The 24,788-nt window shown below is 59.4% G+C and carries 21 protein-coding genes and 2 pseudogenes; 16 read left to right on the top strand and 7 right to left on the bottom strand.

Annotated elements, in window-relative coordinates; genetic code table 11:
- Position 1: 1 nt before the first annotated feature.
- The 3 genes from EV666_RS00620 to EV666_RS00630 are packed head-to-tail and all read left to right on the top strand — an operon-like array spanning position 2 to position 1,287.
- Entirely contained in the window at positions 2-379 is a 378-nt protein-coding gene (locus EV666_RS00620; RefSeq protein ID WP_132001368.1) for a hypothetical protein, read from the top strand.
- Complete coding sequence (locus EV666_RS00625) at positions 376-870, top strand: DUF1833 family protein (RefSeq protein ID WP_132001371.1); 495 nt, start codon at positions 376-378, stop codon at positions 868-870. Before EV666_RS00620 ends, EV666_RS00625 begins: the two co-directional genes overlap by 4 nt.
- Positions 871-876: 6 nt before the next feature.
- Positions 877-1,287 carry a hypothetical protein gene (locus EV666_RS00630; RefSeq protein WP_132001374.1) on the top strand — a complete coding sequence of 137 codons (411 nt, stop codon included), beginning with the start codon at positions 877-879 and terminating at the stop codon, positions 1,285-1,287.
- Positions 1,288-1,364: 77 nt separating this feature from the next.
- Here EV666_RS00630 and EV666_RS00635 read toward each other — a convergent pair whose 3' ends face one another.
- Positions 1,365-1,640 carry a hypothetical protein gene (locus EV666_RS00635; protein WP_132001377.1) on the bottom strand — a complete coding sequence of 92 codons (276 nt, stop codon included), beginning with the start codon at positions 1,638-1,640 and terminating at the stop codon, positions 1,365-1,367.
- A gap of 37 nt (positions 1,641-1,677) precedes the next feature.
- Between EV666_RS00635 and EV666_RS00640 the strand changes: the two genes are divergently transcribed.
- The 11 genes and pseudogenes from EV666_RS00640 to EV666_RS00690 all read left to right on the top strand — a co-directional run.
- A complete protein-coding gene (locus tag EV666_RS00640) occupies positions 1,678-5,517 on the top strand; it encodes a host specificity factor TipJ family phage tail protein (protein WP_132001380.1) in 3,840 nt (1,279 codons plus the stop codon).
- Positions 5,514-5,990 carry a hypothetical protein gene (locus EV666_RS00645; protein ID WP_132001383.1) on the top strand — a complete coding sequence of 159 codons (477 nt, stop codon included), beginning with the start codon at positions 5,514-5,516 and terminating at the stop codon, positions 5,988-5,990. The genes EV666_RS00640 and EV666_RS00645 overlap by 4 nt, the downstream gene beginning before the upstream one ends.
- Positions 5,987-6,193: a hypothetical protein gene (locus EV666_RS00650; protein WP_132001386.1), complete on the top strand. Its 207-nt coding sequence runs from the start codon at positions 5,987-5,989 to the stop codon at positions 6,191-6,193. Before EV666_RS00645 ends, EV666_RS00650 begins: the two co-directional genes overlap by 4 nt.
- A gap of 15 nt (positions 6,194-6,208) precedes the next feature.
- On the top strand, positions 6,209-8,479 hold the full coding sequence (locus tag EV666_RS00655; RefSeq protein ID WP_132001389.1) for a right-handed parallel beta-helix repeat-containing protein: 2,271 nt from the start codon (positions 6,209-6,211) through the stop codon (positions 8,477-8,479).
- A gap of 60 nt (positions 8,480-8,539) precedes the next feature.
- Positions 8,540-9,382, top strand: a complete 843-nt coding sequence (locus tag EV666_RS00660) for a glycoside hydrolase family 108 protein (RefSeq protein WP_132001392.1) — start codon at positions 8,540-8,542, stop codon at positions 9,380-9,382.
- Entirely contained in the window at positions 9,379-9,621 is a 243-nt protein-coding gene (locus tag EV666_RS00665) for a hypothetical protein (protein ID WP_132001395.1), read from the top strand. Before EV666_RS00660 ends, EV666_RS00665 begins: the two co-directional genes overlap by 4 nt.
- 96 nt (positions 9,622-9,717) lie before the next feature.
- Positions 9,718-10,056: a hypothetical protein gene (locus tag EV666_RS00670; protein ID WP_132001398.1), complete on the top strand. Its 339-nt coding sequence runs from the start codon at positions 9,718-9,720 to the stop codon at positions 10,054-10,056.
- Positions 10,057-10,241: 185 nt separating this feature from the next.
- Complete coding sequence (gene galE / locus EV666_RS00675) at positions 10,242-11,303, top strand: UDP-glucose 4-epimerase GalE (protein WP_132001401.1); 1,062 nt, start codon at positions 10,242-10,244, stop codon at positions 11,301-11,303.
- A gap of 239 nt (positions 11,304-11,542) precedes the next feature.
- Positions 11,543-12,652, top strand: a complete 1,110-nt coding sequence (locus EV666_RS00680) for a hypothetical protein (RefSeq protein WP_132001404.1) — start codon at positions 11,543-11,545, stop codon at positions 12,650-12,652.
- A 364-nt stretch (positions 12,653-13,016) separates the two neighbouring features.
- Positions 13,017-13,223, top strand: a pseudogene (locus EV666_RS18505) (transposase); the annotation flags it as partial.
- A 312-nt stretch (positions 13,224-13,535) separates the two neighbouring features.
- Positions 13,536-13,672, top strand: a pseudogene (locus tag EV666_RS00690) (transposase); the annotation flags it as partial.
- Between the two features lie 13 nt (positions 13,673-13,685).
- Here the strand turns inward: EV666_RS00690 and EV666_RS00695 are convergent.
- Both EV666_RS00695 and EV666_RS00700 read right to left on the bottom strand, forming a co-directional pair.
- Complete coding sequence (locus EV666_RS00695; RefSeq protein WP_132001411.1) at positions 13,686-15,347, bottom strand: hypothetical protein; 1,662 nt, start codon at positions 15,345-15,347, stop codon at positions 13,686-13,688.
- Positions 15,347-17,485 carry a glycosyltransferase gene (locus EV666_RS00700; RefSeq protein ID WP_132001414.1) on the bottom strand — a complete coding sequence of 713 codons (2,139 nt, stop codon included), beginning with the start codon at positions 17,483-17,485 and terminating at the stop codon, positions 15,347-15,349. The genes EV666_RS00695 and EV666_RS00700 overlap by 1 nt, the downstream gene beginning before the upstream one ends.
- A 625-nt stretch (positions 17,486-18,110) precedes the next feature.
- Between EV666_RS00700 and EV666_RS00705 the strand changes: the two genes are divergently transcribed.
- The gene (locus tag EV666_RS00705) at positions 18,111-19,241 is read left to right on the top strand and encodes a hypothetical protein (RefSeq protein ID WP_132001417.1); all 1,131 of its coding nucleotides are present in this window, start codon (positions 18,111-18,113) and stop codon (positions 19,239-19,241) included.
- Positions 19,242-19,257: 16 nt separating this feature from the next.
- Here EV666_RS00705 and EV666_RS00710 read toward each other — a convergent pair.
- The 4 genes from EV666_RS00710 to rplU all read right to left on the bottom strand — a co-directional run bounded on the left by EV666_RS00710 (position 19,258) and on the right by rplU (position 23,150).
- A protein-coding gene (locus tag EV666_RS00710) for an IS5 family transposase (RefSeq protein ID WP_132001420.1) occupies positions 19,258-20,012 on the bottom strand; the annotation gives its coding sequence in 2 pieces (ribosomal slippage) (positions 19,258-19,679 and positions 19,679-20,012; 756 coding nt in all).
- A 1,530-nt stretch (positions 20,013-21,542) separates the two neighbouring features.
- Complete coding sequence (locus tag EV666_RS00715; protein ID WP_132001423.1) at positions 21,543-22,247, bottom strand: GNAT family N-acetyltransferase; 705 nt, start codon at positions 22,245-22,247, stop codon at positions 21,543-21,545.
- Positions 22,248-22,526: 279 nt separating this feature from the next.
- On the bottom strand, positions 22,527-22,811 hold the full coding sequence (gene rpmA, locus EV666_RS00720) for a 50S ribosomal protein L27 (protein WP_132001426.1): 285 nt from the start codon (positions 22,809-22,811) through the stop codon (positions 22,527-22,529).
- A 33-nt stretch (positions 22,812-22,844) separates the two neighbouring features.
- Positions 22,845-23,150, bottom strand: coding sequence for a 50S ribosomal protein L21 (gene rplU / locus EV666_RS00725; protein WP_132001429.1), 306 nt, complete (start codon positions 23,148-23,150; stop codon positions 22,845-22,847).
- A gap of 391 nt (positions 23,151-23,541) precedes the next feature.
- Between rplU and EV666_RS00730 the strand changes: the two genes are divergently transcribed.
- Entirely contained in the window at positions 23,542-24,720 is a 1,179-nt protein-coding gene (locus EV666_RS00730; protein ID WP_132001432.1) for an acetyl-CoA C-acetyltransferase, read from the top strand.
- Positions 24,721-24,788 lie beyond the last annotated feature (68 nt).

Below are 24,788 nucleotides of genomic sequence, written 5' to 3' on the forward strand. Positions count from 1 at the left end.
CATGCCGCTACCCATCTGGCCGTCCGGCCTTGAACATCGCCCGGTCGCCGATAGCGGCGGCGTGGATTCGCCGTATCCGGAGGCGATTGTCACCGAGTTTGAGGATGGCCCGCCGCGCCAGCGTCGGCAGTCCTACACCGGCGTCCGCAAGCTGCCTTATATGGTCCGCCTCCGGTCGCGGGCGGAGGTGGCGCAGTTCGACGCGTTCGTCACTGATAGCCTCGGCGAGGGCACGGGGCATTTCCGCATGCAGGTGATGTTGCCAGGCGTCGGCTGCGTCGACCGGCGTTGCTATATCGACGGCGGCCGCTGGACCTCGCGGCCCAATGGCGGCGGCGGCCACACCGTGTCTTTTACCCTTTGCGTGTTCCCGTCATGAGCATATCCGCCGCCATGGAAGAGGCCTATGCGGCCGCCCGTCCGGATCAGGTGATCGTCCAGACGCTGGAGATGGACCACCCAGCCTTCGCGCAGCCGGTGCGCATCGTCACCAATGTCGCCGAAGACATGACCCTGACCGTCCCCGGCGCTGGCGACGTGCTGTTCCAGGCCTGTGGCGTCAGCATCACCTTGCCTGGCGATACGGAAGATGGGCCGACGCAGGCGCGGGTCCGTGTCGATAATGTCTCCGGGATCCTGCGCGGCTATCTGAAAGACGCCGTGCAGGCCGGCGAGCCGATCAAAGTGACGTTTCGCGCCTATATCCTTGGCGAAATGCAGCCGGGCGAGGTGATCGACGGCATGGAGCTGGCGTCGGTGTCGCTCACCGCCACGGCGGCGGAAGGCGCGCTGAAGTTCCGTGAGCTGGAGCTGCAGGCATTCCCGCTGGCGACCTATGACCAGCAATATTATCCGGCTTTGCAGGGCTGACCCGCCATGGATCATCACGCCTATGTCGCGGCGCTGATCGGCCGGCCATGGCAGGCAGATGGCCTGCATTGCTGGGCGCTGGTCCGCCAGGTGGTCGGCGATCTGTTCGGCGTCGACCTGCCGGTCGTGGTCGAAGCCCCGGCCGGGCGGCGCACAAAGGCCGGCATGTTCGCCAGCCATCCGGCCCGCGCCGGCTGGGTCGAGGCAAAGCCGCCGCTGCCATGGGCTGTGGCGCTGATGCACCGGCGAGGCGGCCCGTCCGATGTCATCGAGCACGCCGGGGTTTACCTGCCGTTCGATGGCGGCGGCGTGCTCCATGTTGATGACCCGCATGGGGTTGTCTTCGACAGCCTGTTCGACCTGCCGCGCGTCCGCTGCTGGGCTGCGCCGGTGTTGCTTGTGAGGGCCGCCACATGAAAATGGTTTGCATTGTTGGCGCAATCGACGGTCAGGTTTCCGCCGCGATTATCGGTCGCCATGGCGTAAAGGTCATGTCAGCCAGCGAGATTGGCTCGCGCCTTGTCGAAGGCTTCATGAATGGAGGTGAGTGTTCTTCTAACCGCCTCCTGAAGGACGGCGTCCGGAATGTTGCCGGTTTCCGGAGAAATGTTTTTCGTACCGTTGGCTACCGTTTTCTCAAGATCATCAAGGAAGCGTTTCCCTTCCGCGCCTAGTGATTTGGCATGTCTGACAAGCATACCTACATATGCTGACCTGAATACGAATAGTTCAACGCCGTTTGTGAACAGCTGCCTTTCTGTTTCGTTCATTCACCCCTCCCTTTGATTCGAGTTTTTAGGGTATTCCATGACCCTTGTTCTGCGCCAGAACGTGCGCGGGCTTTCGCTCGCGCCGCCGGTGACGCTTGACCGCCGCAGGCGGCGGCTGTCGACCATTGTCGCCCGCCACGGCGACCGCTCGCGGCCGTTGATCGTCTCGGTGCATCGCCGGGGCGGCGAGGGCGGTTGCCTGCCGACCGACGACACCGTGCGCCTGCGCGCGACGTGGCGCGATACGCTGGTTGGTCCGGATGATGTTGTCGCCATCACCACGCTGCCGCTGGGCGGCGGCGCTGGCGGCCGTCAGCAGGGCAAGCAGATCGGCATGGCCGTGGGCATGCTCGCCCTCGCCATCGCCATGCCCTACGCCATTGGCGCGCTGGGCGTCGCCGGCAGCACCATTGGCTCCCTGAGCTTCACCGGCAAGCTCATCGCCGCCGGGCTCACGGCCGGCATCGCCGTTGGCGCGTCCTATCTGCTCAACCGCGCCGCCAAAACCAAAGACAAGGATGGCGACGACAAGATCTATGGCGTTTCTGGCGGCGGCAACCTGCCGCGCCCCGGCGAGCGCATCCCGCGCCTGTACGGCCGGGCGTGGATCGAGCCCGACCTGTCGCAGCCGCCATATATCGTCAACGTCGGCGAAGATCAGGATTTGTACCAGCGCATGACCCTGACGCTGGGTTATTGCTCGGTCGAGACCATCAAGGTCGGCGATGCGGTGATGTGGACGCGGGCCGGGGGCGTGCAGCCAGCCTTCGCCGGCGCGCAGGTGGAGTTTATCGAGCCCGGGCAAACCTCCGACCTTGTGCCGGCGGCCGTGATTTCCTCACAGAGCGTCACCAGCCAGGAGCTGCCGCGCCCGGACGCCGTGTTGCCGTGGACTGGGCCATTTCCGCTGACGCCGGTGGGGCGCAACTCCGGTCGCGTCCAGCTGGACTATTCCCTGCCGCAGGGCGTGTTTTCGACGTTTACCAACAAGACCGGCAGCAATACCGGCCCCATGCAGTGGGGCGTCGAATTCCAGATCGCCGAATGCGACGAAGATGATAACCCGGTCAGCGGCTGGAGTGTTCTGTACACGGACGGCGGCTATCAGGAATCGACGAAGCCGCTGCGCTTCACCCGCTTTGTATCGGTCGACGCCAGCCGCCGCTATCTGATCCGCGCCCGCAATACGGCGGCCGACAGCGTCCCCGGCAATCCGCGCGTCACCGATGTGGTCAACGCCATTTTGTGGGATGGCATGCGCGCCTGGCTGCCGGAAACCATCGTGCGCCCGCACGTCACCGAACTGGCGATCCGGGTGCGCAGCGGCAAGGCGCTCGGCGTCACCGCCTTCAACGCCATCAAGGTCGAGGCGATCGCCCGCCTGCCGGTCTGGACCGGCGGCGAGTGGTTCATGCAGGAGACGCGCAAGGCGATCGACGCCTTCAGCGACATCATGCGCGGAACCGTCAATGGCTGGACCTACGGCGCGGGCTGCGCGGACAGCGATCTGGATCTGGGCCGCATCCTGTTTTACCGCAACACGCTGACCACGCTGGATACCTTCGACGGCGTGATCCGGGGGCCGGTTTCGGTTTATGAGGCGGCCGAAACCGTGCTTGGCGTCATCCGCGCCCAGCCGGCGCGCCTTGGCAATGCGTGGTCGCTGACGCGCGATGAGCCGCGCCTTGCCCGAAAGCACGCCATCACCCGTCGCCAGATCGTGCGCGGCACGTCGGCCAGCGAGTTTGACCTGTCGCTGACCGATGGCGCGGCCGATGTGGTTGTCGAATACAGCCCCAACGCCGACCCGGCCCGGCGCGCCGAGGTGCGCAAGTTCTTCGGCACGCCGACCATCACGCCGCGCCGCTATCAGATGGCCGGCGTCTCCAGTTATGAGCACGCCCAGATGCTGGCGACCTGGCTGGCCGCCAGCGCCTATTACCGGCGGGAGCGGCGCTCATTCACCACGGAGCTGGAAGGCCGGCTGATGCGCCGGGGCGATCCGGCGCTGGTCGACGCATGGTTCATGGGCGACGGCGCGCGCGCCGCCGGCGTCATGGACAGGGCAGGGTATGTGCTGACCCTCGACACTGACGTCGAGGTGGTGGCCGACAGCTACATGTATGTACGTGATCGCGTCAGCCGCGAGTTTGGCCCGGTGCGGGTGACGCAGGGGCCGGCGCCCAACATCATCGTCGCCAATGCCGACGACGTGGCGAGCGTCGGCGCATTTTACGAACCGCCGGTGGCGTGGGGCGATCTGTGGCAGGCGGACGGCGACGAAATGACCTCGGTGCTGATTGGCCCGCTGGTCGAGATCGCGGAGCCATATCTGATCAGGTCCGTCGAGCCGCAGAGCCGTTTCCGCGTCAATGTCGAGGCCATCGCTGACAATCCGCAGGTGTGGACGGCGCTGGGCGAGGTCCCGCCGCCGCAGCCGCCGGTTCCGGGCGTCGAGGATATCCTTGGTCCCACGGTGCCGGTTGTTCCCTGGGTGCGGGCCTATGCGTTCCAGACCTCGACCGCGCTCAATATGGAGTGGTCGGTTGGCGAGGCACGGTCGGCGGCGCGCTATGTGGTCGAGGTGTCGTATGACGACTGGGCCACGGCCGATCTGGTGTCCGACGGACCGGCGGTGTCCGGCTCATTCCCGATCCGCCATGTCGAGGATCAGGACGTTTACATTCGCGCCTACGCCATCAGCGCCACCGGCGTTGTTGGCCCGCGGGTGTTCTCGTCGTTCCGCACGTTCAAGCCGATCATTTCCAGCGAGATCGCCTCCATCCTGATCGAGATGGCCAATTTGCAGGAGCAACTGCGAAAGGACATCAAGTCGATCAGCGATACGGGCGAAGACACGATCCGCCGTGCGCTCATGGATCTGAATGACCGTGTGGAGCAGCTGGCGGCGGACGCCATGGCGGCGAATGTCGCCGAAGATGAGCTGCGGGTGTCGCTGGCGGCGCGCGTGGGCAAAACCATCGCGGCGATCAATCAGGAAATGATCACCCGGGCCGACGACGACGAGGCGCTGGCCCAGCAGATCACGACGTTTCTGGCGCAACTGGGCGATGTGCAGGCGGCGATCACGACCGAGGCGACGGCACGGGCGACTGAGGACTCTGCACTCGCCGATCTGATCGCCACGCTCGACGCCAAGGTCGATGACAATGAAGCGTCCGCCACCAGCCAGATCACCGCCATCGCCGGTGAGCAGGGCGCGCAGGCGACACAGATCAGCAACCTGCAAACAACGGTCGGCGGCCACGCGGCGACGTTGACAACCTACGGGACGTCGATCGACGGTATTTCCGTTCAGTACGGCGTTGTCGCCGAGATTGACGGCCAGACAGGCGGTTACGTCCTTACGGGCATGAAGCGCCTGGACGGAACAGTGTCGTTCAACCTCGGCATTCGCGGCAATCTGGTTGTCGATGGTTCGATCTACGGCAGCAAGCTGGCGGCGAACAACATCATCACCGCGTCGGCGCAGATCGGCAATCTGACGGTCGACAACATCCACATTCGCAACGGCGCGATCACGCAGGTTGTATCGTCAAGCGGCGACACGTCTGCTTCGGTGGGGATCAGCCTGCGCGGCACCGGCGCCGTGATCATCCAGGCGTATTATCGCGGGACGCCGGGAACGCCTCGGGCCATCACCCCGGGAGCGCTCGTCGTGCGCCGAAACGGCGTCCAGATCGACAGTCTGCAGAACAACTATTTCGCAGCGGGCTCCAGCGGAAATCTTGGGTACTACACCCTGCAAACCACGCTGATCGTCCGCGATGCGCCGGGCGCTGGATACGTCACCTATCAGGCTGAAGACAGTTACGGCGGCGGCGTCAACATCGTTGTCATGGAGGCGTCCAAATGACATCGCCAAAGCAGTGTCGGCTGGCCGCGTTCGCGGCTGGAGATCGCAGCCATACCGGGCGGCACAACGACTGGGACCGGCTGACGCCGTTCGCGCGGTATTGCCCTGAAACAGGTCGCATCCTTGAAACGGGAGCCATGTCCGTGGCGGCCGTCGCCCGGATGGAGGCGGATTGTGGCTGGAGCTATCTGCGCCAGTCGGCGGATCGGGATCTGCATTACGTCGACCTCTCCGGCGCGTCGCCGCGCCGGCGCGTCCGTTCGGCGTGTCCAGCCCGTCTGGATGGCCAGACCCTGAGCGGGCTTCCGGTCCCATGCGTCATCACCGTCACCGACCCGGCGGGGGCCTCTACCGTGATTGAGGCTGATGCGCCGGCGCTGCTGCTGCAATGCGATTATCCCGGTCGATACCGGGTGCATGTCGCCAGCATTCCCCACACAGATGGAGCATTTGAGATGGAGGTTACGCCTTGAAGGCCGTGCGTATTGCCGGCGACCCGCGCCGCCTGCGCCAGGCGGCGTACATGCCGATTGGCGACCAGCTGGACGCCATTGCGGATATGGCCCGGGCCCTGCGTGAGCAGGGCTTTTCGCTTCCGCCCAAAACCGCCGAATGGCTGGAGCATTGCGAGCGCGTGAAAGCGCAGCATCCCAAGGTCTTGCCGCGGCAGGCCTAACATCCGGAGACATTGATGCCTGATGAAAACACGGTCTCGGTCACGGCCGGGTCAACGGCGGTGCTCGGCCATCTGACGCAGTTCGTCGGGTTCGCCGGCGACACCTTTAACGCCGGAGGCCTGTCGGTCCCGGTCGCCGCTGTCGTCTCTACGTCCGAACTGACGCTGGCCTATGGCTGGCCCGGGCCGGATGTGATCGACAGCGCCGCATGGGTGCTGATGCCAACGGCTCCGGACTGGTCGTCGACGGTGGCGTTGCACAAGGCGATCGTCGAGGCCAATGCCTGGCGCAATGGGAAATTTCCGTTCCCGTTCAACGCTGGCGGACCGATTGCCAAACGTGATCTGTTTGACGGCGAGCCGACGGGGTTCACGTTCCTGGAGCTGACCGGTGATCAGGACGACCCGTTCAGATTGTACGGCAAGATGTCGGATGAATCTGGCGATTGGTCGGTCGGTCAGACGCTGAGGGGTGAGAAGGGGGCTACTGGAGATAATTTCCAGCCCGACGAAACCGGGCCATTTGCAGATCGTGGCAACTATGATGATCGCGATCCCGGGTTTGCGTATCTCGCTGACGACCAGGGATTATTGTATTTCCGGCTGCGTCCTACCGGATGGTCGACAGGCGTACCATTCGGCAAAGGTGACAAGGGAGACTCCGGAGCTGGCGTTGCATCAGGCGGCGCACCAGGGCAGGCGCTTGTTAAGTCAGCTACGACGGATTACGCCACTACTTGGGAGACCATTGACAAGGATTTTGTCGGCCTTGGAAGCGTTACCAACAAATCTGAAGCCCAGATGGTTGCCAGCGGCGCGATTTCCGAGGCTCTTGACCTGAAGGCGAACGCTGCGGACCTTGGGACGGCGGCAGCCCGTGCTCTGACCGAGTTTTCTTACAATGTTGGCACTCTGGTGGCGGCTTCGAGCCGGGCGGTTCCAGTAGCTGTGTCCATGATCCAGACTGACGGGTATTCTGGGTCTGGCGATGGGGGGGCTGCCGAATACAGGCGTGTAACCAGCGAGCCGTCGCATTCGGGGAAGCTCCAGACCGCGGATGGGGCGTGGTGGGAGCTCGCATCGCCATCGGTTACCCCGGAAATGTTCGGGGCGAAGGGAGATGGCGTCACGGACGATGGCCCGGCGATTAACGTCGCCATCGCGTATTGTCGGGAGATGCCTGATATTGGTATGCGGCTCGATTTGTCGCCGCGCGCGCGATATGGGATTGAGACGCCTATCGACATTGCGCCATTCTCCAACAAACAACTGATCATAGAGGGAAATGACGCTCAACTGATCGCACTTCCGGGGCTCACCGGATTCATGGTGACTGCGGACAATGACCCGTCCGTTTGGGGATACCGGATCGCAGTTCGAAATTTAACCGCCATCGGCAGGTACAATGATGCGACGGTCAGCTTTCTGCGGGTCAATGGCGTCAATAGTATGCTAATATCAGGCGTCATGGTCCAATCATTTAATCAGATTGTGAACATATCAAATTCATATAATCTAGAAATTAATAATTGCGTATTCAGGTACGCAAAGCAATATGCGATTATTTCAACGACTTCTTCCATGCAATTGCACATGATTAGTTCTGGAATTTATGATACACTTGATGCGGCATCCATACGGCTATCGTCGGCTAACCATAATGTAACAATCAGAGACTGTGATTTTGAGGTCGGCGGATCGAGCGCTATTCACACAGAAGCGATAGACAATCTGACCATCACCGGATGCTATATTGAAGGATATGACGTAAATCCGGTGTTCTTTGGTGGAGCCTGCGCGGCTCTGCTATTTGAGGGAAACTGGCTTGGCTACAACGATGGCGCGCAGGAATGGGTGAACATCAAGGGCGGGTCTATCCGGAATAACGTGTTCGCGAGCCAAGTAACGGTAACGCCAGTTAATACAAACAACGAAAATGTTTCGTGCTCGAATAACGCATTTATTTATGGGGCAAACAGGTTTTTCTTTCCTCGAAGCATTCCGACGATGGCATCGGGGGCAACTGATGTCGGTGGCGCCGGGTGGTTCCTCGACGATTCTGGGGTCGTACATCTGCAGGGGGCTGTATCTCGGACCTCGGACGGTAATGTATTCCAGCTCCCTGTCGGGGCCAGACCGGGAAGGGATTGCGAGTTCGCCATCCGCGTTGGACCAACGGGAGTGTCACGCGCGAGGGTGTGGGCGGACGGCAGTGTCTCGATTTATCCCGGAGGGACGACGGCAACTGTCTACCTCGACGGGATAAGTTTCCGCGCTTACGCGTAAGCATCCTCACAATCTGACCAAACGGAACCCGCCCCCGGCGGGATTTTTTATGGGTGAACCATGACGGAAGCCAATTACCAGCGGTCGCTGACCGCCGTCCTGCGGCATGAAGGCGGCTACGCGAACCATCCGGCCGACCCAGGCGGCGCGACCATGAAGGGCGTCACCCAGCGTGTGTATGACGCCGATCGCAAACGCCGTGGCCAGTCGCCGCGATCCGTCCGCTACATCACCGAAGACGAACTGCAGATCATCTACCGCCAGCAATACTGGGACCGGATCAAGGGCGATGACCTGCCGCCGGGCGTCGATTACGTGGTGTTCGATGGGGCGGTGAACAGCGGCGTTGCGCAGTCATCCAAATGGTTGCAGCGCGCGGTCGGGGTCCGTGATGACGGCATTATCGGCGCTGTGACGCTGGCGGCCGTCAACGCCGTTCAGGACCACGACAGGCTGATCGCGGACATCTGCAACCGGCGCATGTCCTTCCTCCGCGCCCTGAAAACGTGGGGCACGTTCGGCAAGGGCTGGACCAACCGCGTCAATGGCGTGCTGGCAACCGGGCAGGCGTGGGCGCGCGGTTCTGTCGGTCCCGCCATCCCCGTTGATCCGGATGGATCGGCCAAGGCCAATGTCGAGGATGCAAAGCCCCTGCCATCCAGCGGCGCGGCTGACGCGGCCATCGGCAGCGGCTCCGCCCTTGGCGCGGTTGGCGTCGCCATCGAGGGTGCGCGGGATGCTCTGGCCCCGCTCGCCGGCGGATCGCAGTGGATCAGCGGCCTTGTCGCTGCGCTGGTTGTGGCCGGGGCGGCCGTCGCCATCGGCGGCGTTATCTGGCGGACGCTGCGCAAGCGCAGGGCTGCGGAGGCGGCGCAGGCTCTTGGCCTGCCGGCGGCGGCATGACCTGGCTGGCGGGGAACTGGCGCATCGTCGCGGCGCTTGGCGTCGTGGCGGCGCTGGCGCTGGTCGTCTGGCGCATCAACGACATGGCCTATGATCGCGGCAAGGCGTCCGTGGTGGCCGATCAGATCCAGACAGAACGGGGGCTGACCGATGAAGCGAACCGCGCTGATGCTGACGCTCGCCGCTGCGCTGCCGATCCTGAGTGCCTGCGCCAGAACGACGGCTGGCGCCGGGACTGAGGCGACCTGTGCCCAGTGGCGGCCAATCACATGGAGCCAGCATGACACGGCTGGCACTATCGCGGATGTGAAGGGCAGCAATGCCCGCCGGAAAGCATGGTGCGGATGATGGAGGGCGATGTGGAAAAGCCGTCGTGGTTCAAGCCCGAGATCAACATGAATTTCCTCCTGACGGCGGCGGTCGTCGCCGCCGGTATGGCGTTCAGCTGGTCAAGCATGCAGAGCCAGACCGCCGCTCAGGCGCGTCAGATCGATGAGCTCAAGGCGACTGACGCCATGATCCGGGCGGAGATGCGCGAGGTGCGGGAGAAGGCCGACGCGAAGCTGGAACTGCTCAGCCGCGACGTCGGCGACATGAAAGCGTCCCTGCGCGAGATCGGAACGAACATTTCATGGATCGTGCGGCAGAGCGGGAAGGATGTCCGGATGCCGTGAGGGGGGCGGTATGTTGTGGAATAGAGGAATAATGACGCAGGCCCAAGCACTTCATACAAGTCATGACGAGCATTGGAGGCCTCATTGTACGCTGCACAGGATGCATTGGCTTAGCCGTGCCTTTTCCATAAGGTGCCAACCGCGCGGCGCACCGTCAGTGCTCGCTGCAGGGGGGGGCTTAGCCTATGAGCAATACGAGGGTTATCGTAACCGGTGGAGCAGGCTATATCGGCAGCCATACGCTCATCGAGCTGCTGATAGCGGGTTATGAGGTGTGCGTCGTTGATAACTTCGTCAATAGTTCGCCTGAGTCTCTGAAGCGGGTAGCGCGGTTGTCCAGTCAACATTTTCGCGTTGAACGGGCTGATATCAGAGATGCATGCGCGGTGACGGCGATCTTCCGCGCCTTTCAGCCCGACGCAGTGATCCACTTCGCGGGTCTCAAAGCCGTCGGCGAAGGCGAGACGTTGCCACTTGAATACTACGATGTGAATGTTGGCGGCACGCTAAACTTGCTGCGCGCTATGACTGGCATGCGCCCCCCGGCAATCATCTTCTCATCCTCTGCCACGGTGTATGGGGACCCGGACTATTTGCCAATTGATGAGCAACACCCAACCCGCCCTGCCAGCGTCTACGGGCGCACCAAACTCATTGCTGAAGATGTCCTGCGTGACTGGGCTAGAGCAACGCCTGGCGCTAGGGCGGTAATGCTGCGTTATTTCAACCCTGTTGGAGCCCATGACAGCGGCGACATCGGCGAAGATCCCCAGGGCCCCCCTAACAACCTAATGCCGTTCATCGCCCAAGTGGCGGTGGGGCTGCGTGATAGGCTTGCGATCTTCGGGGGGGATTACGACACTCGTGACGGCACCGGCCTACGTGATTACATTCATGTGGTTGATCTGGCGCGGGCGCATGTGGCGGCTCTCAACTACGCTAGCACATGCGCGCCGGGCTCTGATGTGTTCAATATAGGAACCGGTTACGGCGCCACCGTGCGTGAGATATTGCAAGCCTATGAGCGTGCTTGCTGCAAGACGTTGCCATACCATATTGTCCCACGCCGTCCTGGTGATGTGGCGGCTTCGGTGGCTGATCCCACCCGCGCCATCACAGCACTGAACTGGCGCGCTGAGCTTGGTATCAACGACATGTGCCAAAGCTCGTGGAAGTGGCAATCTAGGAACCCGCGGGGCTTTCAGTTTGGGGTTGATGTCACTCTCGAAGCCGAGGCTGGGAGCTAAGTACGACGATTTTGCGACTTGAATCATCCTTTTGTCAGCCGCGGATCTCATCTCTGGCGTGAGCGGAGGGCGTAAGTGGCGCCAACTCCGCCTGTGTGGCCCCGGTGCTCAGCGGGTACCGGTTGGTATGTGTTACATGCATGGCTGTCGCTGTAATCTCATCGCAATCGCCTTGCCTTGACTATGTCTGTGCCCTAATGACGTCATATTCTGTCTACTAGAGGAGCAGCCAGTTCGATATGACTGCAAGTCGGGAAACGTTGCACGCTATCCGTGCAATTTGCGCTGTAGGAATTGTGGTAGCCCACGTGTTTCCCTCACTTTTTTGGTTTACCGGCGGGCATACTTGGCGTGTTCAAACTATGTATCTCCTCGGCGGAGCGTCAATTCTTGTGGTGCGGCCACTAAAGGCAACGTTGAAATATGTTTCGTTGCGTATTTATGGGTATATGATATTGTGGACTGCCGTGTATTGGGTCGCAATTTCGTTGATGCCTAGCGATGTAAAAAATAATTTAATGAAAGACTTTAGTGTAATTGAGTTAATTTCAGTTCAATTATTGAAATCTAATTCTCATGCGATATGGCCATTGCTGGGAATGTGGTTTCTAATCCCATTTGGTGTTGCATTGATTCTGGCTTCTATGGCTTGGAGGCGATTTGGAGGCGGGGGGATAATAATTGCCGGGTTGATGGCTGTATGCGGAGGATGGCTTTTGGGATCCAGCGACCCGGCCCCTTTTTGGGTCGTTCGGCTGGTTGGCCAGATTGCTATCGCGTTTGGGTATATGCTGCTGGGCGCGGCGTTGCTTTCTTCTGAACGTGCGGTGAATTTTCTCGAAAATGGAGTTGTTGCTGCGACGTCATTGCTGATTTATACGTGGCTTGGCACCACATATACCGACGGTGGTATGATAATTTCTTGGTTGGTTCGCCGTGGGAATATCGCGCCACAAGTGATTCAGTCTATTGCTATATTTCCGGCTGTATTTTGGTTCGCAAGTAGACTATCATGTTCGCAGGTTGTGGTTTTTGTGGGTAAGAAAAGTAAGGATGTGATGACACATCATTTAATGCCTGTAGTTTTTTTCAATTTGATTTTGGTGTATTTCGGAGTTTCGACTTTTAGAGATGTAAAATTAAGCGCTTTTTATAATGCAAATGTTCTTTGGCCGGTGTATTTGTTGCTTGGGTTGTCTGTTCCTGTCCTTGGCTCTTTCTATGGCGGCAAGCTAAAGAAGGTATGCCGTGAGTGGGTAGAGGGGGCTGTTAGGTCGCCAATCCAGCGTAGTTCCTTTAAATCTCGTGGAGGGGCGAGCCCCGCAGACGACGTCGTACGCTCCACATAGACTCAGATCGTTTGACCCCCAGTGAAGTTTCACTCCAAGGCGATTGGAGGCTTGGCTGCTCTGTTGCGCCGAAAGGGCGCTGAACTAGCCCCATTTGGACCGGACACCCAAGCATAGCCATGGAGGCTGCCTGGGCGCGTGCTTATGACCGAGTTAGAGATCATGACGAATGGTGGTCGCCGACGCCACTGCGCGTCAAGGGGGCAAGCCTCGGATCGTGGAAGAGGGGCTGAACGGGCGCGACAGCATTTCTGTCGTCGCCCCACCACAAACGCGTGGCTCAAATCTGCTGTACCGTTGGCATCGCCTCGCGCCCCAAGGAAGGGGAGCGCGGTGGCAGGAGACGATGAGGTCACCAGCAATCATTCTACACGTCCTGAAGGCGGGTTGCCGCTGACGGGATGTGCCGGCGGAATATGGTCCGCCGACCACGATCTACAACCGATATCACCGGTGGGCGCGACGGCGCATCTGGCAGCAACTTTTCGAGCTGATGGCCGGCCCTGGCCCCATTCCGCCGGAGCTTTCCATCGACGGCACCCACGTAAAGGCCCACCGCTCCGCCCAGGGCCAGCGTATGGCCCGCCCCGATGCAAACGCTGGCTTGATGACGACATGAGCAGTTTGCACAAACGTATCCGGCATGTCGGCCTGATGGCCGCTGCCAAGATGGAAATCCGCGCGTCCGGATCCTCATAAAGGGGCCGGCCTTGAGGGCCATTTTGTGCCAGGGGTTTTCGGAATACCGATTGACTGTCAGGCCACCTTCCTTTCGCAGCTCGTCATGTCGGGCTGGTTCTGTCCGGCGCTTTTCTATATGCGTCCGGTCGCTGTTGCCGGCGTCAAAGCGCAATCCTGTCCGTGGTGCAACAACGCCAAGGCTTACAGAAGGCGTAACGTCATCGAACGTCCTTCTACAGGCTGAAAAACTGGCGGCGGATCGCGACAAGATACGATCGGCTGGCGCAAAACTGCCTGTCAGCCATCGCTCTCGTCGCTGTCGTAAGCGAGCGGACCTGATTGAGCCCCCAGCCTAGCGGCGGAAGCTCCCAAGAGCGTGCCCAATGCTCCGTCTGACCGCCTTGGGTAAAGGCAGGCGTCGGCCCACTAGTTGTGCAAATCGGAAGAGGCCAACTTCGCCCTTTTCGTCGAAATGTCTATGCCGGACATAACGTGAGATCGCCCGCAGGGGGCGTGTCACCCTCCAAGACGTGCTTGAGTAGATAGACGCTTGCAACGCCGTTAATCTCTCAACCTCATTCCGTGCGATCCGTATCTGCTCATCGGTAGCGGCAAGACGCACCTCTTTCTCTCGATAGGCATTGCCGATCTCAGTAATACGAGACGTTAAACCTTGAACACGGCCATAAAGTTCATCTTTGAGGCGCGTCTCTCTTGCAAGATTGCGATGCTGCACCTCGTTTCGTTCCCGAAACTCAGATATTTGCTCTTGCAAAGACGCTATAATTTCCGTTTGGGTCGGGCGCCCCTTAAACTGCAATGAGACCGGCCCAGTGGGGGCGTCGACATTTAGCAACTCGACCGAAGTATCCACGTCGCCGATATCGCCAATAGTCTTTTTGTACAACTGCAGCCAAGCCGAACGACGCTCTAAATTGGCGCTATGGTCTGCTAGGGTTGGCTCCCGCAAGAAAGCTTCAAGGCCTTGCGTGATTTGTAACGCCCCAGCCTTTTGATCATAGAACCCATTACCATGACGCAACCAACATGGGACCCCCGCCAATTGCAGCCATAGGGCTACGTGGTAGGAGCATGAATAACCAACTTCCCCGGTAATGGGTTTGGGAAGTCGGTCAGGATTGAGGGCAAGTCCGGCAAGGTCTACCAACCGCATATCGGCGAAGGGGAACCGCCGGTCCAGCGTCTTGAGTGTCTCACGACTATCGAGCACTTCGTGACGCGAGTCACGGAACGCTTGCAACAATGTCACGCCACTTAACGAGCTATGATTCCGCTCCAGAATAGACAAGTCACCACTGAGGTTAAGCAAGTCGGTATCTGTGCCGGTATAATCAGAGCTATTGAGATGAAGCAGCAAGCCGGTTTCGTGTTGCAGGGGGAGTTGAGTAGTTAATGACTGTAGAGCTTCTGTTGCGTCGTCAAAAGAGAATATCGCATCAACCCCTGCATCAGACAGCGATACCAGCGACATCTCATCCCTGACGCCCAGCAAGTGTGGACGAAACCGCCGGACATGCTTCGCGACCCTTTCGTGAAACGGAGGTGTAATCTGTTGACCGGAAATCAAATAGGCGGCTTGTGGGGCGTTGCGAAGCAAGGCTTCGGCTGTGCCAAGATGATAGTTGCCCCAGAAGGGATTGAGAAAACCGCCCCCATAAAGGTGGAGACAAGCCAGATTCCGTACAGCTCTAACGGGCTTTAATGCTGGTCCGTCACTAAAAACCAAACGAACACTAGAGGAGAAAATTACCGCGTCAGCACCATAATGCTCTTTTGCCCATGCCGGAAAACCCGCATCGCTGATCGCTCCTGCCACCATCACCATCACGATGGAAAATCGTCCTGCAAGGCGCGCAAGTTGAATAGAATTTTTCAACTGAAGGATATCGCCGAAGTTACCGTATCCGCCATCGCCACCGAACAAAATAAGTTTTTGCGATGCATCCTCCAAAATGGAAAGATCATCCTCTGAAGCATAAAACCAAATATCCATCAGCCCTGCCCCCTAGCAGATACGTTCGAGAACACCCGCGCGACACTTTGAGTAAACGCATCGTCACAGTGACGGGTCCGAATGAGGTTCTGTCCTTTGCCTCCCATGTCGAGCGCACCAGCCCAATCGTCATAGAGTGCCTTAATCGCTGCAACATATGCCTGGATGAGACTTTCGTCATCCTGCAAATCGCAAACAAGAAAACCTGTTTCACCAGAAACAACGGCTTCACCGATTCCCCCGACATTAGGGGCAATTACGACTAAACCAGAGGAAAGAGCTTCCAGGACGATATTGGGAAGTCCGTCATAATTACTCGTGTAAATTAATGCATCGTACTTATCTACGTCTAATTCCGAAAATACATTATAGGCACCGCAATAGTTAACCCCAATTCCAAAATTTTTTAAAATTTCGTTGGAATTTTCTTCAACTGAACCCCACACATCCATTGAAAAATCGGGGAAATGTTCCCGTGCCGCAGCGACAATCTGATTAATCAACTCCGGCCTCTTCTCGGGTGCCACCCGTGAAGCCCAAAGCACCCTGAACGTCTTCTCTGACCCAGATTTGCGCTGCACAACATCGCATTTATTATATATTACGTTATATTTTCTAGATGCGGCTCCAAATCTGAGTTTATCTTCTTCAAAAATACGATGACAATCAGTTATGACCACATCAAAATTTGGTAAGTGTCGCCTGAGAAATTCCACAGTTGACGCTGCGCTCAGATTGCATCCACGCCAACTATATCGCCCATCGCTGAACCTATAATACACAATATTACAACACTCTGAAAATACAGCCCCGTACCTATTGATAAGTGCGTGTGAAAATATACTGCTTTTCGCATGCAATCTTGTTCCCGGGCGAGACAATGAAACAATGGCTCGAGCTAACATTGCATCACGACTATCTGAATCCAGACATGGAAATGCATTGTATAAATCGATAAACACAAAATTTTCTGGGAGCAAGTAGACCCACTCGTGAGATTCTGCGGTCTCCCCAGCAATTATCAATACTCGTAGATCTGTCGCAAGGGAATTCAGACTTGATAATATATTGAGAATGAATTTCTCTGCCCCGCCTGGGCGAAGCCAAGGTAAGAGGACGATATCATCAAAAGCAGCCACCCCGGTCATCTCGTAAAAGCATGCTAATTCAAATGCCCAATGATCATCTGTAGCGGGCAGTGATGAGTAGGATCCGGAAAATTCAATAGCAGCTGGATTGATTTCAGGCTCAATAGCGCAGGCATCTGTTACATATGCAACAAGATCCTGATTTGACATAAGTTCGTGTGCGAAATCGCATTCGCTATGACGCTTCCGCTCCGCCAGAACTCTCCTCCAGTCATCGTTATTCGCGCATGCGGACCGTAAACTCGCCAGATACCGCTTTGGGGAAAGCGGGTCTGATGCAGGGATGATTCTGGCCGATGCGATTTCAGTTTGCCTGAGAAGGCTATTTTGCCGTTGTCGGTAGAATAGGATAGTATTTTCAGCTATTAAAAAATTAAAACCAGCCCCATATAAGCGGATATTCAGGTCCCAATCTTCGTATGCAAATGCTGGTGATACTTTTATATCTCGGTATTTATGTTTTAGTAGGGCGTTTCGTCTGATAAATATCCGTGATACATACGGATGTTGAAATAAAAAGTCGGCAATTGTTAACAGAGTGCCCTCACGATATCGCACCACATGAAATTGATCGCCAAATGCGACAAGGTAGCTTAGAAACACCACAATGTCGCGATCGGGGTGCCGGCGCGCCGTTGCAACAAGCTCAACCAGTGAATTCTGCGACACCAGATCATCGCCATCCGAGGTCCAGACATACTCGCCCCTGGCCGCTTCAATGCCTGCATTGCGGGCAAGCCCCAAGGAACCGACATCCACGGTGATTTCGTTTATAGCGACAAAACCGTCGAGTGACGTCGTGCGAAACGTGTCGATGGTATCCGCGTCAGGGCGGTCGAACACCGCGACAAGCTCAACCACAATCCCTGCATCGCGGGCCACTTTGGCGCAGGCCTCAAGAGATCTCAGTGTTGGCCGCAAAAATAACGCTTCGCGATGCATATTCAGGACGATGCTAACATCGGGTTCGGCACTCAAGTTATGCGACATTTTCTCATCCTGGGGGCACGTCCAGCCGATAACGTTCACCTTGGTTTGGGCGTCGATAACCGCTCAACGGTGAGAGCGCAACTCTATAGCGTCAAAAAGATGGATAGCAGGATTCTATTGGAGAACTGATTTACCCATGTCCTTGAAAATCGTGAACGGTCCCGGATCTGCGCGGAAGCGCGGCCCCCGCTGCGGAGAAGGTGGAGCCATGATGGGCAAGATGGCGAACAAGCTTTCATCTGAGATGCGCGCGTAGTGCTGATGGTGCCGGAACACGAATCGGAACATGGGTCGCGCCGGGCTGAGATCACGTGGATCGTCCGGTAGGGGTGGCATACGGATGTCCGTCGGCGGTAGGGTTGTCATTGGGATGCCGACCGGATGCGGTATCGAAGCGGCACACTGATGTCCCCCTGACCTAACGCATTGATTGACATTGGCAGCCACGTTTCATACGGCAGGGCGCGATGGCTCATTTCACGTTGCACTTCGTCGGTGCGATGCGTTCTGCAATGCAGCGACACAATATGACCGCTGAGCTGAATCAGGCGTGAGCAAAGTCTGTGCAGTTACTGCAGATGTTCGTGCGCCGTAGCAGAGCCCATGTTGGGAAAATGGAGGCAATGTGGATCTCGTTCTGAATTTTGAGCAGCGTCGGCGTGGAAATGACACTCGACGCCTTGTTAAGCTCTCTCTTCCCGGGCTTCCAGATTGGGTCGCAAAAGAAGGGATCTATTTCGATATCGTTGGCGCCGTGCGTGTCCCTGAACCACTAGTGCTTGATGGATTTCTTTTCTGTTTCCTCCAATTCGCAATGGAGCGCGCAAAACGATTCGTCATTAAAGGACCGGTCAGCGCCCGGGCCTTGCGAAACGCTCGCATTTATCAGGAAGCCTGGCACAAATGGCTCCCAGAAAAATACCGGCCAGTTGATATTGTGGTCGAAAAAATCGTGCCGGAATGGCGCTTTGCATTTCGCCGCAGGGGGCGGGCAATCTCGGCGTTTTCTGGAGGAGTTGACGCCACCTTTACCGCTCTTCGGCATGCACACCGTGCGACGGGCAGTGGAGCACATAATCTGGACGCTGTGCTTATGGTTCATGGTTTCGATGTGTTGATCGAGAACGACGATGGATTCGACAAGTTAGTGCAACGCACTGCTCCTCTGTTAAGCGAGTTGGGGTTGGAGTTAAACATCATTCGCACGAACGCGCGAGTGGGGTACCTTCAAAACTGGGAAGAAACTTTTGGCGCCCATGCTGCATGCGCTCTACATCAATTTTCTCATCGCTATGACTACGGCTTGCTTGGTAGTTCTGAGCCCTACAGTCACATGGTTAATGCTCGCGGTTCCACTCCCTCTACAGATTATCTGCTCAGCGGTGACGATCTTGAAATTGTTCACGAAGGCGCTGGTTTCTCCCGAACCGAAAAGGTGGCGCTCATCTCTGGGCATCCTGTTGCACGGAAGACAGTGAAAGTTTGCTGGGAGGGGAAAGAGCAGCATACTAATTGCGGAGAATGTGAAAAATGCATCCGTACCCGTCTAAATTTTATTGCCGTAGGTGATAGAAATCCGCCATGTTTTGATAATAATTTTCAATCTGACTCGATAAAAGGCATCAATGTGAGATCGAAAATTATCCTGACGGAACTTGAGACTATAGCGGAGTATATGGCTGCGCGTGGCATAAATGCTGATTGGGTATCTGAGCTTCACGCCAAAATCGCAGAAGGGCGCTCTCTCTTCCCCTAGGCTCAGGCCACATTGATCAGAGCCAGAAGATGACGGTTGCAGCGATGCATATGGCGGAGAAGAAAGTATGAGCGCAGCGGTCGTATCGGGTTGCGATACGCCGCCAGTCCTTGAGTTTTGCGAAAAGGTTCTCGATCTTGTGGCGCTGACGGTACAGCGCCCTGTCATATGGATAGGGCGTCTTGCGGCTTCGGCTTGACGGGATGCATGGTTCGATATCCCGCGCTGCGAGTTCGGCGCGGAACCAGGCGCTGTCATAGCCACGGTCCGCGATCAGGGCGCTGGCCGGAGGCAGGGCGTCGAGAAGCAGGCGGGCTCCCTTGTGGTCGCTCATCTGCCCTTCGCTCAGCAGCATGACGATTGGCCGGCCCTGATCATCGCAGACAGTATGGAGTTTGGAGTTCAGGCCGCCTTTTGTTCGCCCGATACGACGGGGAAGAGCCCCTTTTTGAGCAGACTTGCCGCCGTGCGGTGCGCCTTGAGGTGTGTGGCGTCGATCATGATGCGTTGCGGTTTGGGTCCCTGACCCGCGAGCGCCGCAAAGATACGGTCGAAGACGCCCATTCTGCTCCAGCGGATGAAACGGTTGTCAAGCGTCTTGTGCGGACCGTAACCGGCCGGCGCGTCCTTCCATTGCAATCCGTTGCGGATCACATAGACGATCCCGCTGACGACGCGCCGGTCATCGACCCGCGGAACGCCATGCGACAACGGGAAATATGGCAGAATGCGAGCCATTTGCTGCTCACTCAGCAGGAACAGATCACCCATCAATGCCTCCATAACGAAGGCAGTGAATCATCGATCAAGCAAAATTAATAGGTCCTGAGCCTAGATGTCGCAAGCCTCGTTAATAGTTTTTATTGGTCCGCCGCTCATCAGAGGCGTGATCCCGCCGTATCTATTTGCCCGGCTGGTAGGGTGTCCGCAAGATCATGGCGGCTGGAAGATGCCCGACCTGTTCGCTTTTTTCACCTGTGAGTAAAACGCTGTTGTCTGCCAGATCCATCCTAGGGCCATGCAGGTGATCTGACCGAACCGGGTGAGATCTGGACATGGATGCGCGCGCCATTGGGCGAGGCGAGTGCCCTGCAGCGGCCGCTGGTAGATGGGCGTTAGAGGTATTTGAGCGAGACTACTTCCGTCAATTGGCCTGAAGGTCGATCCCGTGTCCCGGGCGCAGGCAATCCTCGATTGCTACACCCGCGTCGGCGGCGGCAATGCGATTCCCACAAGCCAGTCCCGCTTGCCCTCAAGTGATAGGCCATCACCATGACGCCGCCTCCCATGCGTGGCGTGGGAGGCGGTTAATCGATGCCTACAACATTACATCGCCCTACAAATGGCCTTACGCCGCCATTTAATTCCGCATCAAATCGTTGATTTTATTTGAAAATAATATTGTTACTGTGAGTAATCGAACCCTTTCCTGGGCACCATCCCTTTGATGGGAAAGATGATCTGAATAAAGGTCATCAGAGACTGGATGAATTGATGTCAGCCGGATTTATGACCTGGCGTTGAAGTGACAATCATCCATGTCGGGCGCATATATCACGCAAAAATACATGTGATGTTTCGCAGGGCTTCTGACCGGGGCTTTTGCATGCGCGCGTAAGGCGCGGGTTGGCGCTGGCCGTTGACGCGCCCCGAAGGGTCTCCTGTTTGACTGACAGATGTGACGTCGCCCCGGTGTTCGCGATGGCTTGCGCCGGCGCGGGGCTACGCCTGTGGCCATGGCCGCTCTGACAGCGCGGACATTCTGGTCTGTCGCGCCGGGCGCCAGGCCATGCCCGGGGGGCCGGCATGCCGGCAGGGCAAGGCAACATCAGCGGCCGCTCCGCATCGCCATCCCGCGTCTTGCCGTCTGACGCCCACTCTTTCACGGACGGCTCCGGCATGCGCCAGCAACCGGCCGCTGGGCTGCCTCCGCGCACGACGCCGTTATGAGACACGTTGGAAGCGACGCGGTGTCGCCGCGGACGCTTCGGCGTGGCGACGCGCCCCGGTGGGCCTCTGGAAGGCTTGCACGGGCGTTGCTGCCTGGTGCGGGTAAAAGTGACGCGTCGCCCGGAGGAAGGGCAAGGGGCGCCCTCCCAGTGCGCTGGAGGGCTGTTGCAGCATTTGGGATGCCCCGCGCTTCCGCGCGCTGGTATCGGCCGCCGGTGACCAGCCGGCTGGGTCGCCTGTCGTCGCCGCGCTGGGATTGCCCCATGCCGGGGCCAAAAGAACGGGATCAAAAGAAAGGCGCCTCCTTGGGCGATGGAGGCGCCTTCTTTGCGTCCAGACCCGACGGTCAGGTCATTCAGCCGCTACGGGAAGCAGGAGATCATCATCGGCCGGCGCCGGGCTGGCGACAGGCGCGTCGGTCGGCCAGGAGTCGGTAGGCCAAGCGTCGCCCAACCGCGCCTCCTGGCGCGCCCCGGCGTTTTCCGCAGCGTCGCGCCGCCGCTCCATGCGGATCACCGGCAGCATGCCGCCGCGCGCCGGGAACGGCGCCATGCCCGAACCGGCGGCGTTGAAGCCCAGCTTTTCCAGCACGCGCAGCGAGGCGACATTGCGTGTCAGCACCTCGGCGCTGATCATCGCCGCGCCGGTTTCCGCAAAGCCAAGCCGCAACATGGCGCCCACCGCCTCCGTGGCGTAGCCGCGTCCCCAGTGCTCCGTCCCCAGCCAGTAGCCGATAAACGGGTGCGTGCAGTCGCTGCGTCCGGAAAAGCCGGGGGGTTGCAGGGCGACGACGCCGATCAGCTCGCGCGGGCGCTTCTTTTCGGTGATCGCCAGGGTCAGGCCGTCGCCGCGCGCGTTGGCGAGGCGGGAGGCGAAAATGAACTGGCCGGCGGCGCCCTCCGGGTAAGGGTGGGGAATGAGCGCCGTGGTCTCGGCTACGGTTTTGCTGCCCGCCAGACGTTCGATTGCCGCCGCGTCCGCCAGACGCGGCCAGCGCAGGGCAAGCCGTTCCGTGGTCAGGGTGAAGCCGTCATCGATGGTCTCGCGCGTAAACATGGTTCCGCTCCGGTGGAACTGACGAATCGCTTCCGCGGGTCGCTGGACAGTGAGCCCGCAAATGCCGGTGATGAAAAGGTGAGGGAGATTCACAGCGTTGCGAGATGACAACGCGGAAGCCCCGGGACAGTTTCAACCCTCGTGCAATTTCCATGCCGGAAAAACACGAAGGGGAGATGGCGCCCCATCTCCCCTTCGCGGAATCTTGCAAAAAACACTGCAAGCTTGGATCCGCCAGGGTCAGGGACGCCGGCGGAAGCTTGTCTTCAGCTTGCGCCGTTATTCAGCCGCCGCTTTGCCTGCAGCGGCGTCGTTCGCCGGTACGACCGATACGATCGAGCGGCCGAGTTTGACGCCAAAGCGCACCGCGCCTTCGGTAAGGGCGAACAGGGTGTGGTCCTTGCCCATGCCGACGTTGGCGCCAGGGTGAACCCGGGTGCCGCGCTGACGCACGATAATGTTGCCGGCGACGACGGCTTCGCCGCCGAACTTCTTCACGCCAAGGCGGCGACCGTCAGAATCGCGACCGTTACGGGACGAGCCGCCTGCTTTTTTATGAGCCATTTTATGTCTCCGTTATGTGCCGGGGGCCGGTCTTCAGCCGTTGATGCCGGTGATGCGAACCAGGGTGAAGTCCTGGCGGTGACCGCGCTTGCGCTTCGAGTTCTGGCGACGGCGCTTCTTGAAAGCGATAACCTTGTCGCCGCGGCCGTGGCTGACGATGACGCCGTCGACCGACGCCTTGGCGGCGTCGGCGCCGATCTTGAAGGTCTCGCCTTCGCCGACCAGCAGCACGTCAAACTTCAGGGCGTCGCCCGGCTCACCAGCTTGGAGCGCGATCGAAATGGTGTCTTCAGCGGCGACGCGATACTGCTTGCCGCCGGCTTTAATGACTGCGAACATCGTTCATTCCCGTGTTCATCCCGGTCTCCGCCCATGCCTTCCGGCATTGGCAGACCGGCTTTTTGACAGCCCGTTTCCGGTGCGATGGATGGCTGTGTCGCGATTGTCACCTTTTGTTGACAGCGCAAACACAATTGCTCCGCAGGCGGGAAACCCGCGCGGAAGCCGTCTTCTTAATGCCCATGGCGGCGGAATGTCAATGATTGGTTGGGCATACGCGGCCTGGGCCTGTGAGGGCCGGGGCGCCCCGCCGGTTGGGCGATCCGCCTGTCTGGCGGCGGGCCATGCTGGCCTTTTGGCCAATTTCAACGGCGCGTGCTCCCGGCGTAGGGTGCGCCGGTCAATTCCCCCGTTTTTTCCGCCGCCGGGCGGGGCATGAGGATACAGAGGTATGTCTGCAAACGACGTCGTCATTGTCAGCGCCGCGCGCACGCCGGTCGGCTCCTTCAGCGGCTCCTTCGCGGCGGTTCCCGCCCACGAACTGGGCGCGACCGCCATTGAGGCGGCGCTCACGCGCGCCGGCGTCGCCGCCGCCGACGTGGACGAGGTGATTCTCGGCCAGGTGCTGACCGCCGCCCAGGGGCAAAACCCGGCCCGCCAGGCGGCCATGAAGGCTGGCGTGCCGGTGGAGGCCAGCGCCTGGGGCCTCAACCAGGTCTGCGGCTCCGGCCTGCGCGCCGTGGCGCTCGGCATGCAGCAGATCGCCAATGGCGACGCCAGCGTCATCGTCGCCGGCGGTCAGGAGTCCATGTCGCTGTCGCCGCACGCCCATCACCTGCGCGCCGCCACCAAAATGGGCGACGCCAGCTTCATCGACACCATGATCCGCGACGGGCTGTGGGACGCCTTCCATGGCTACCACATGGGCAACACCGCCGAGAATGTCGCCCGCCAGTGGCAAATCTCGCGCGATGAGCAGGACGCTTTCGCCGTCGCCTCGCAGAACAAGGCCGAGGCGGCGAAGAAGGCGGGACGTTTCGCCGGCGAGATCGCGCCGGTCACCGTGAAGGGCCGCAAGGGCGACGTGGTGGTGGACAGCGACGAGTACATCCGCGAGGGCGCGACCCTCGACGCCATGGCCAAGCTGCGCCCGGCGTTCGTCAAGGACGGCACCGTCACCGCCGGCAACGCCTCGGGCATCAATGACGGCGCCGCCGCCATCGTGCTGATGACCGCCGCCGAGGCGCAGCGCCGGGGCCTGACGCCGCTGGCCCGCGTCGCCTCGTGGGCCACCGCCGGCGTCGCGCCGGAAATCATGGGCACGGGCCCGATTCCCGCCTCGCGCAAGGCGCTGGAGAAGGCGGGGTGGAAGGTGCAGGATCTCGACCTGGTCGAGGCCAATGAGGCATTCGCCGCCCAGGCCATCGCCGTCAACCGCGACATGGGCTGGGATCCGGCGATCGTCAACGTCAATGGCGGCGCCATCGCCATCGGCCACCCGATCGGCGCCTCGGGCGCCCGGGTGCTGACCACGCTGCTGCATGAGATGGCGCGCCGCGACGCCCGCAAGGGGCTCGCCACCCTGTGCATCGGCGGCGGCATGGGCGTGGCCATGACCGTGGAGCGCTGACGGGCGCTTTCCCAGGGCAGACGATAAAAAGCGTCGCGGTTGGCCGCGGCGCTTTTGTTTTGCAGCTG

The organism is Camelimonas lactis (assembly GCF_004342915.1).
In the GTDB taxonomy this organism is placed as follows: Bacteria; Pseudomonadota; Alphaproteobacteria; order Rhizobiales; family Beijerinckiaceae; genus Camelimonas; species Camelimonas lactis.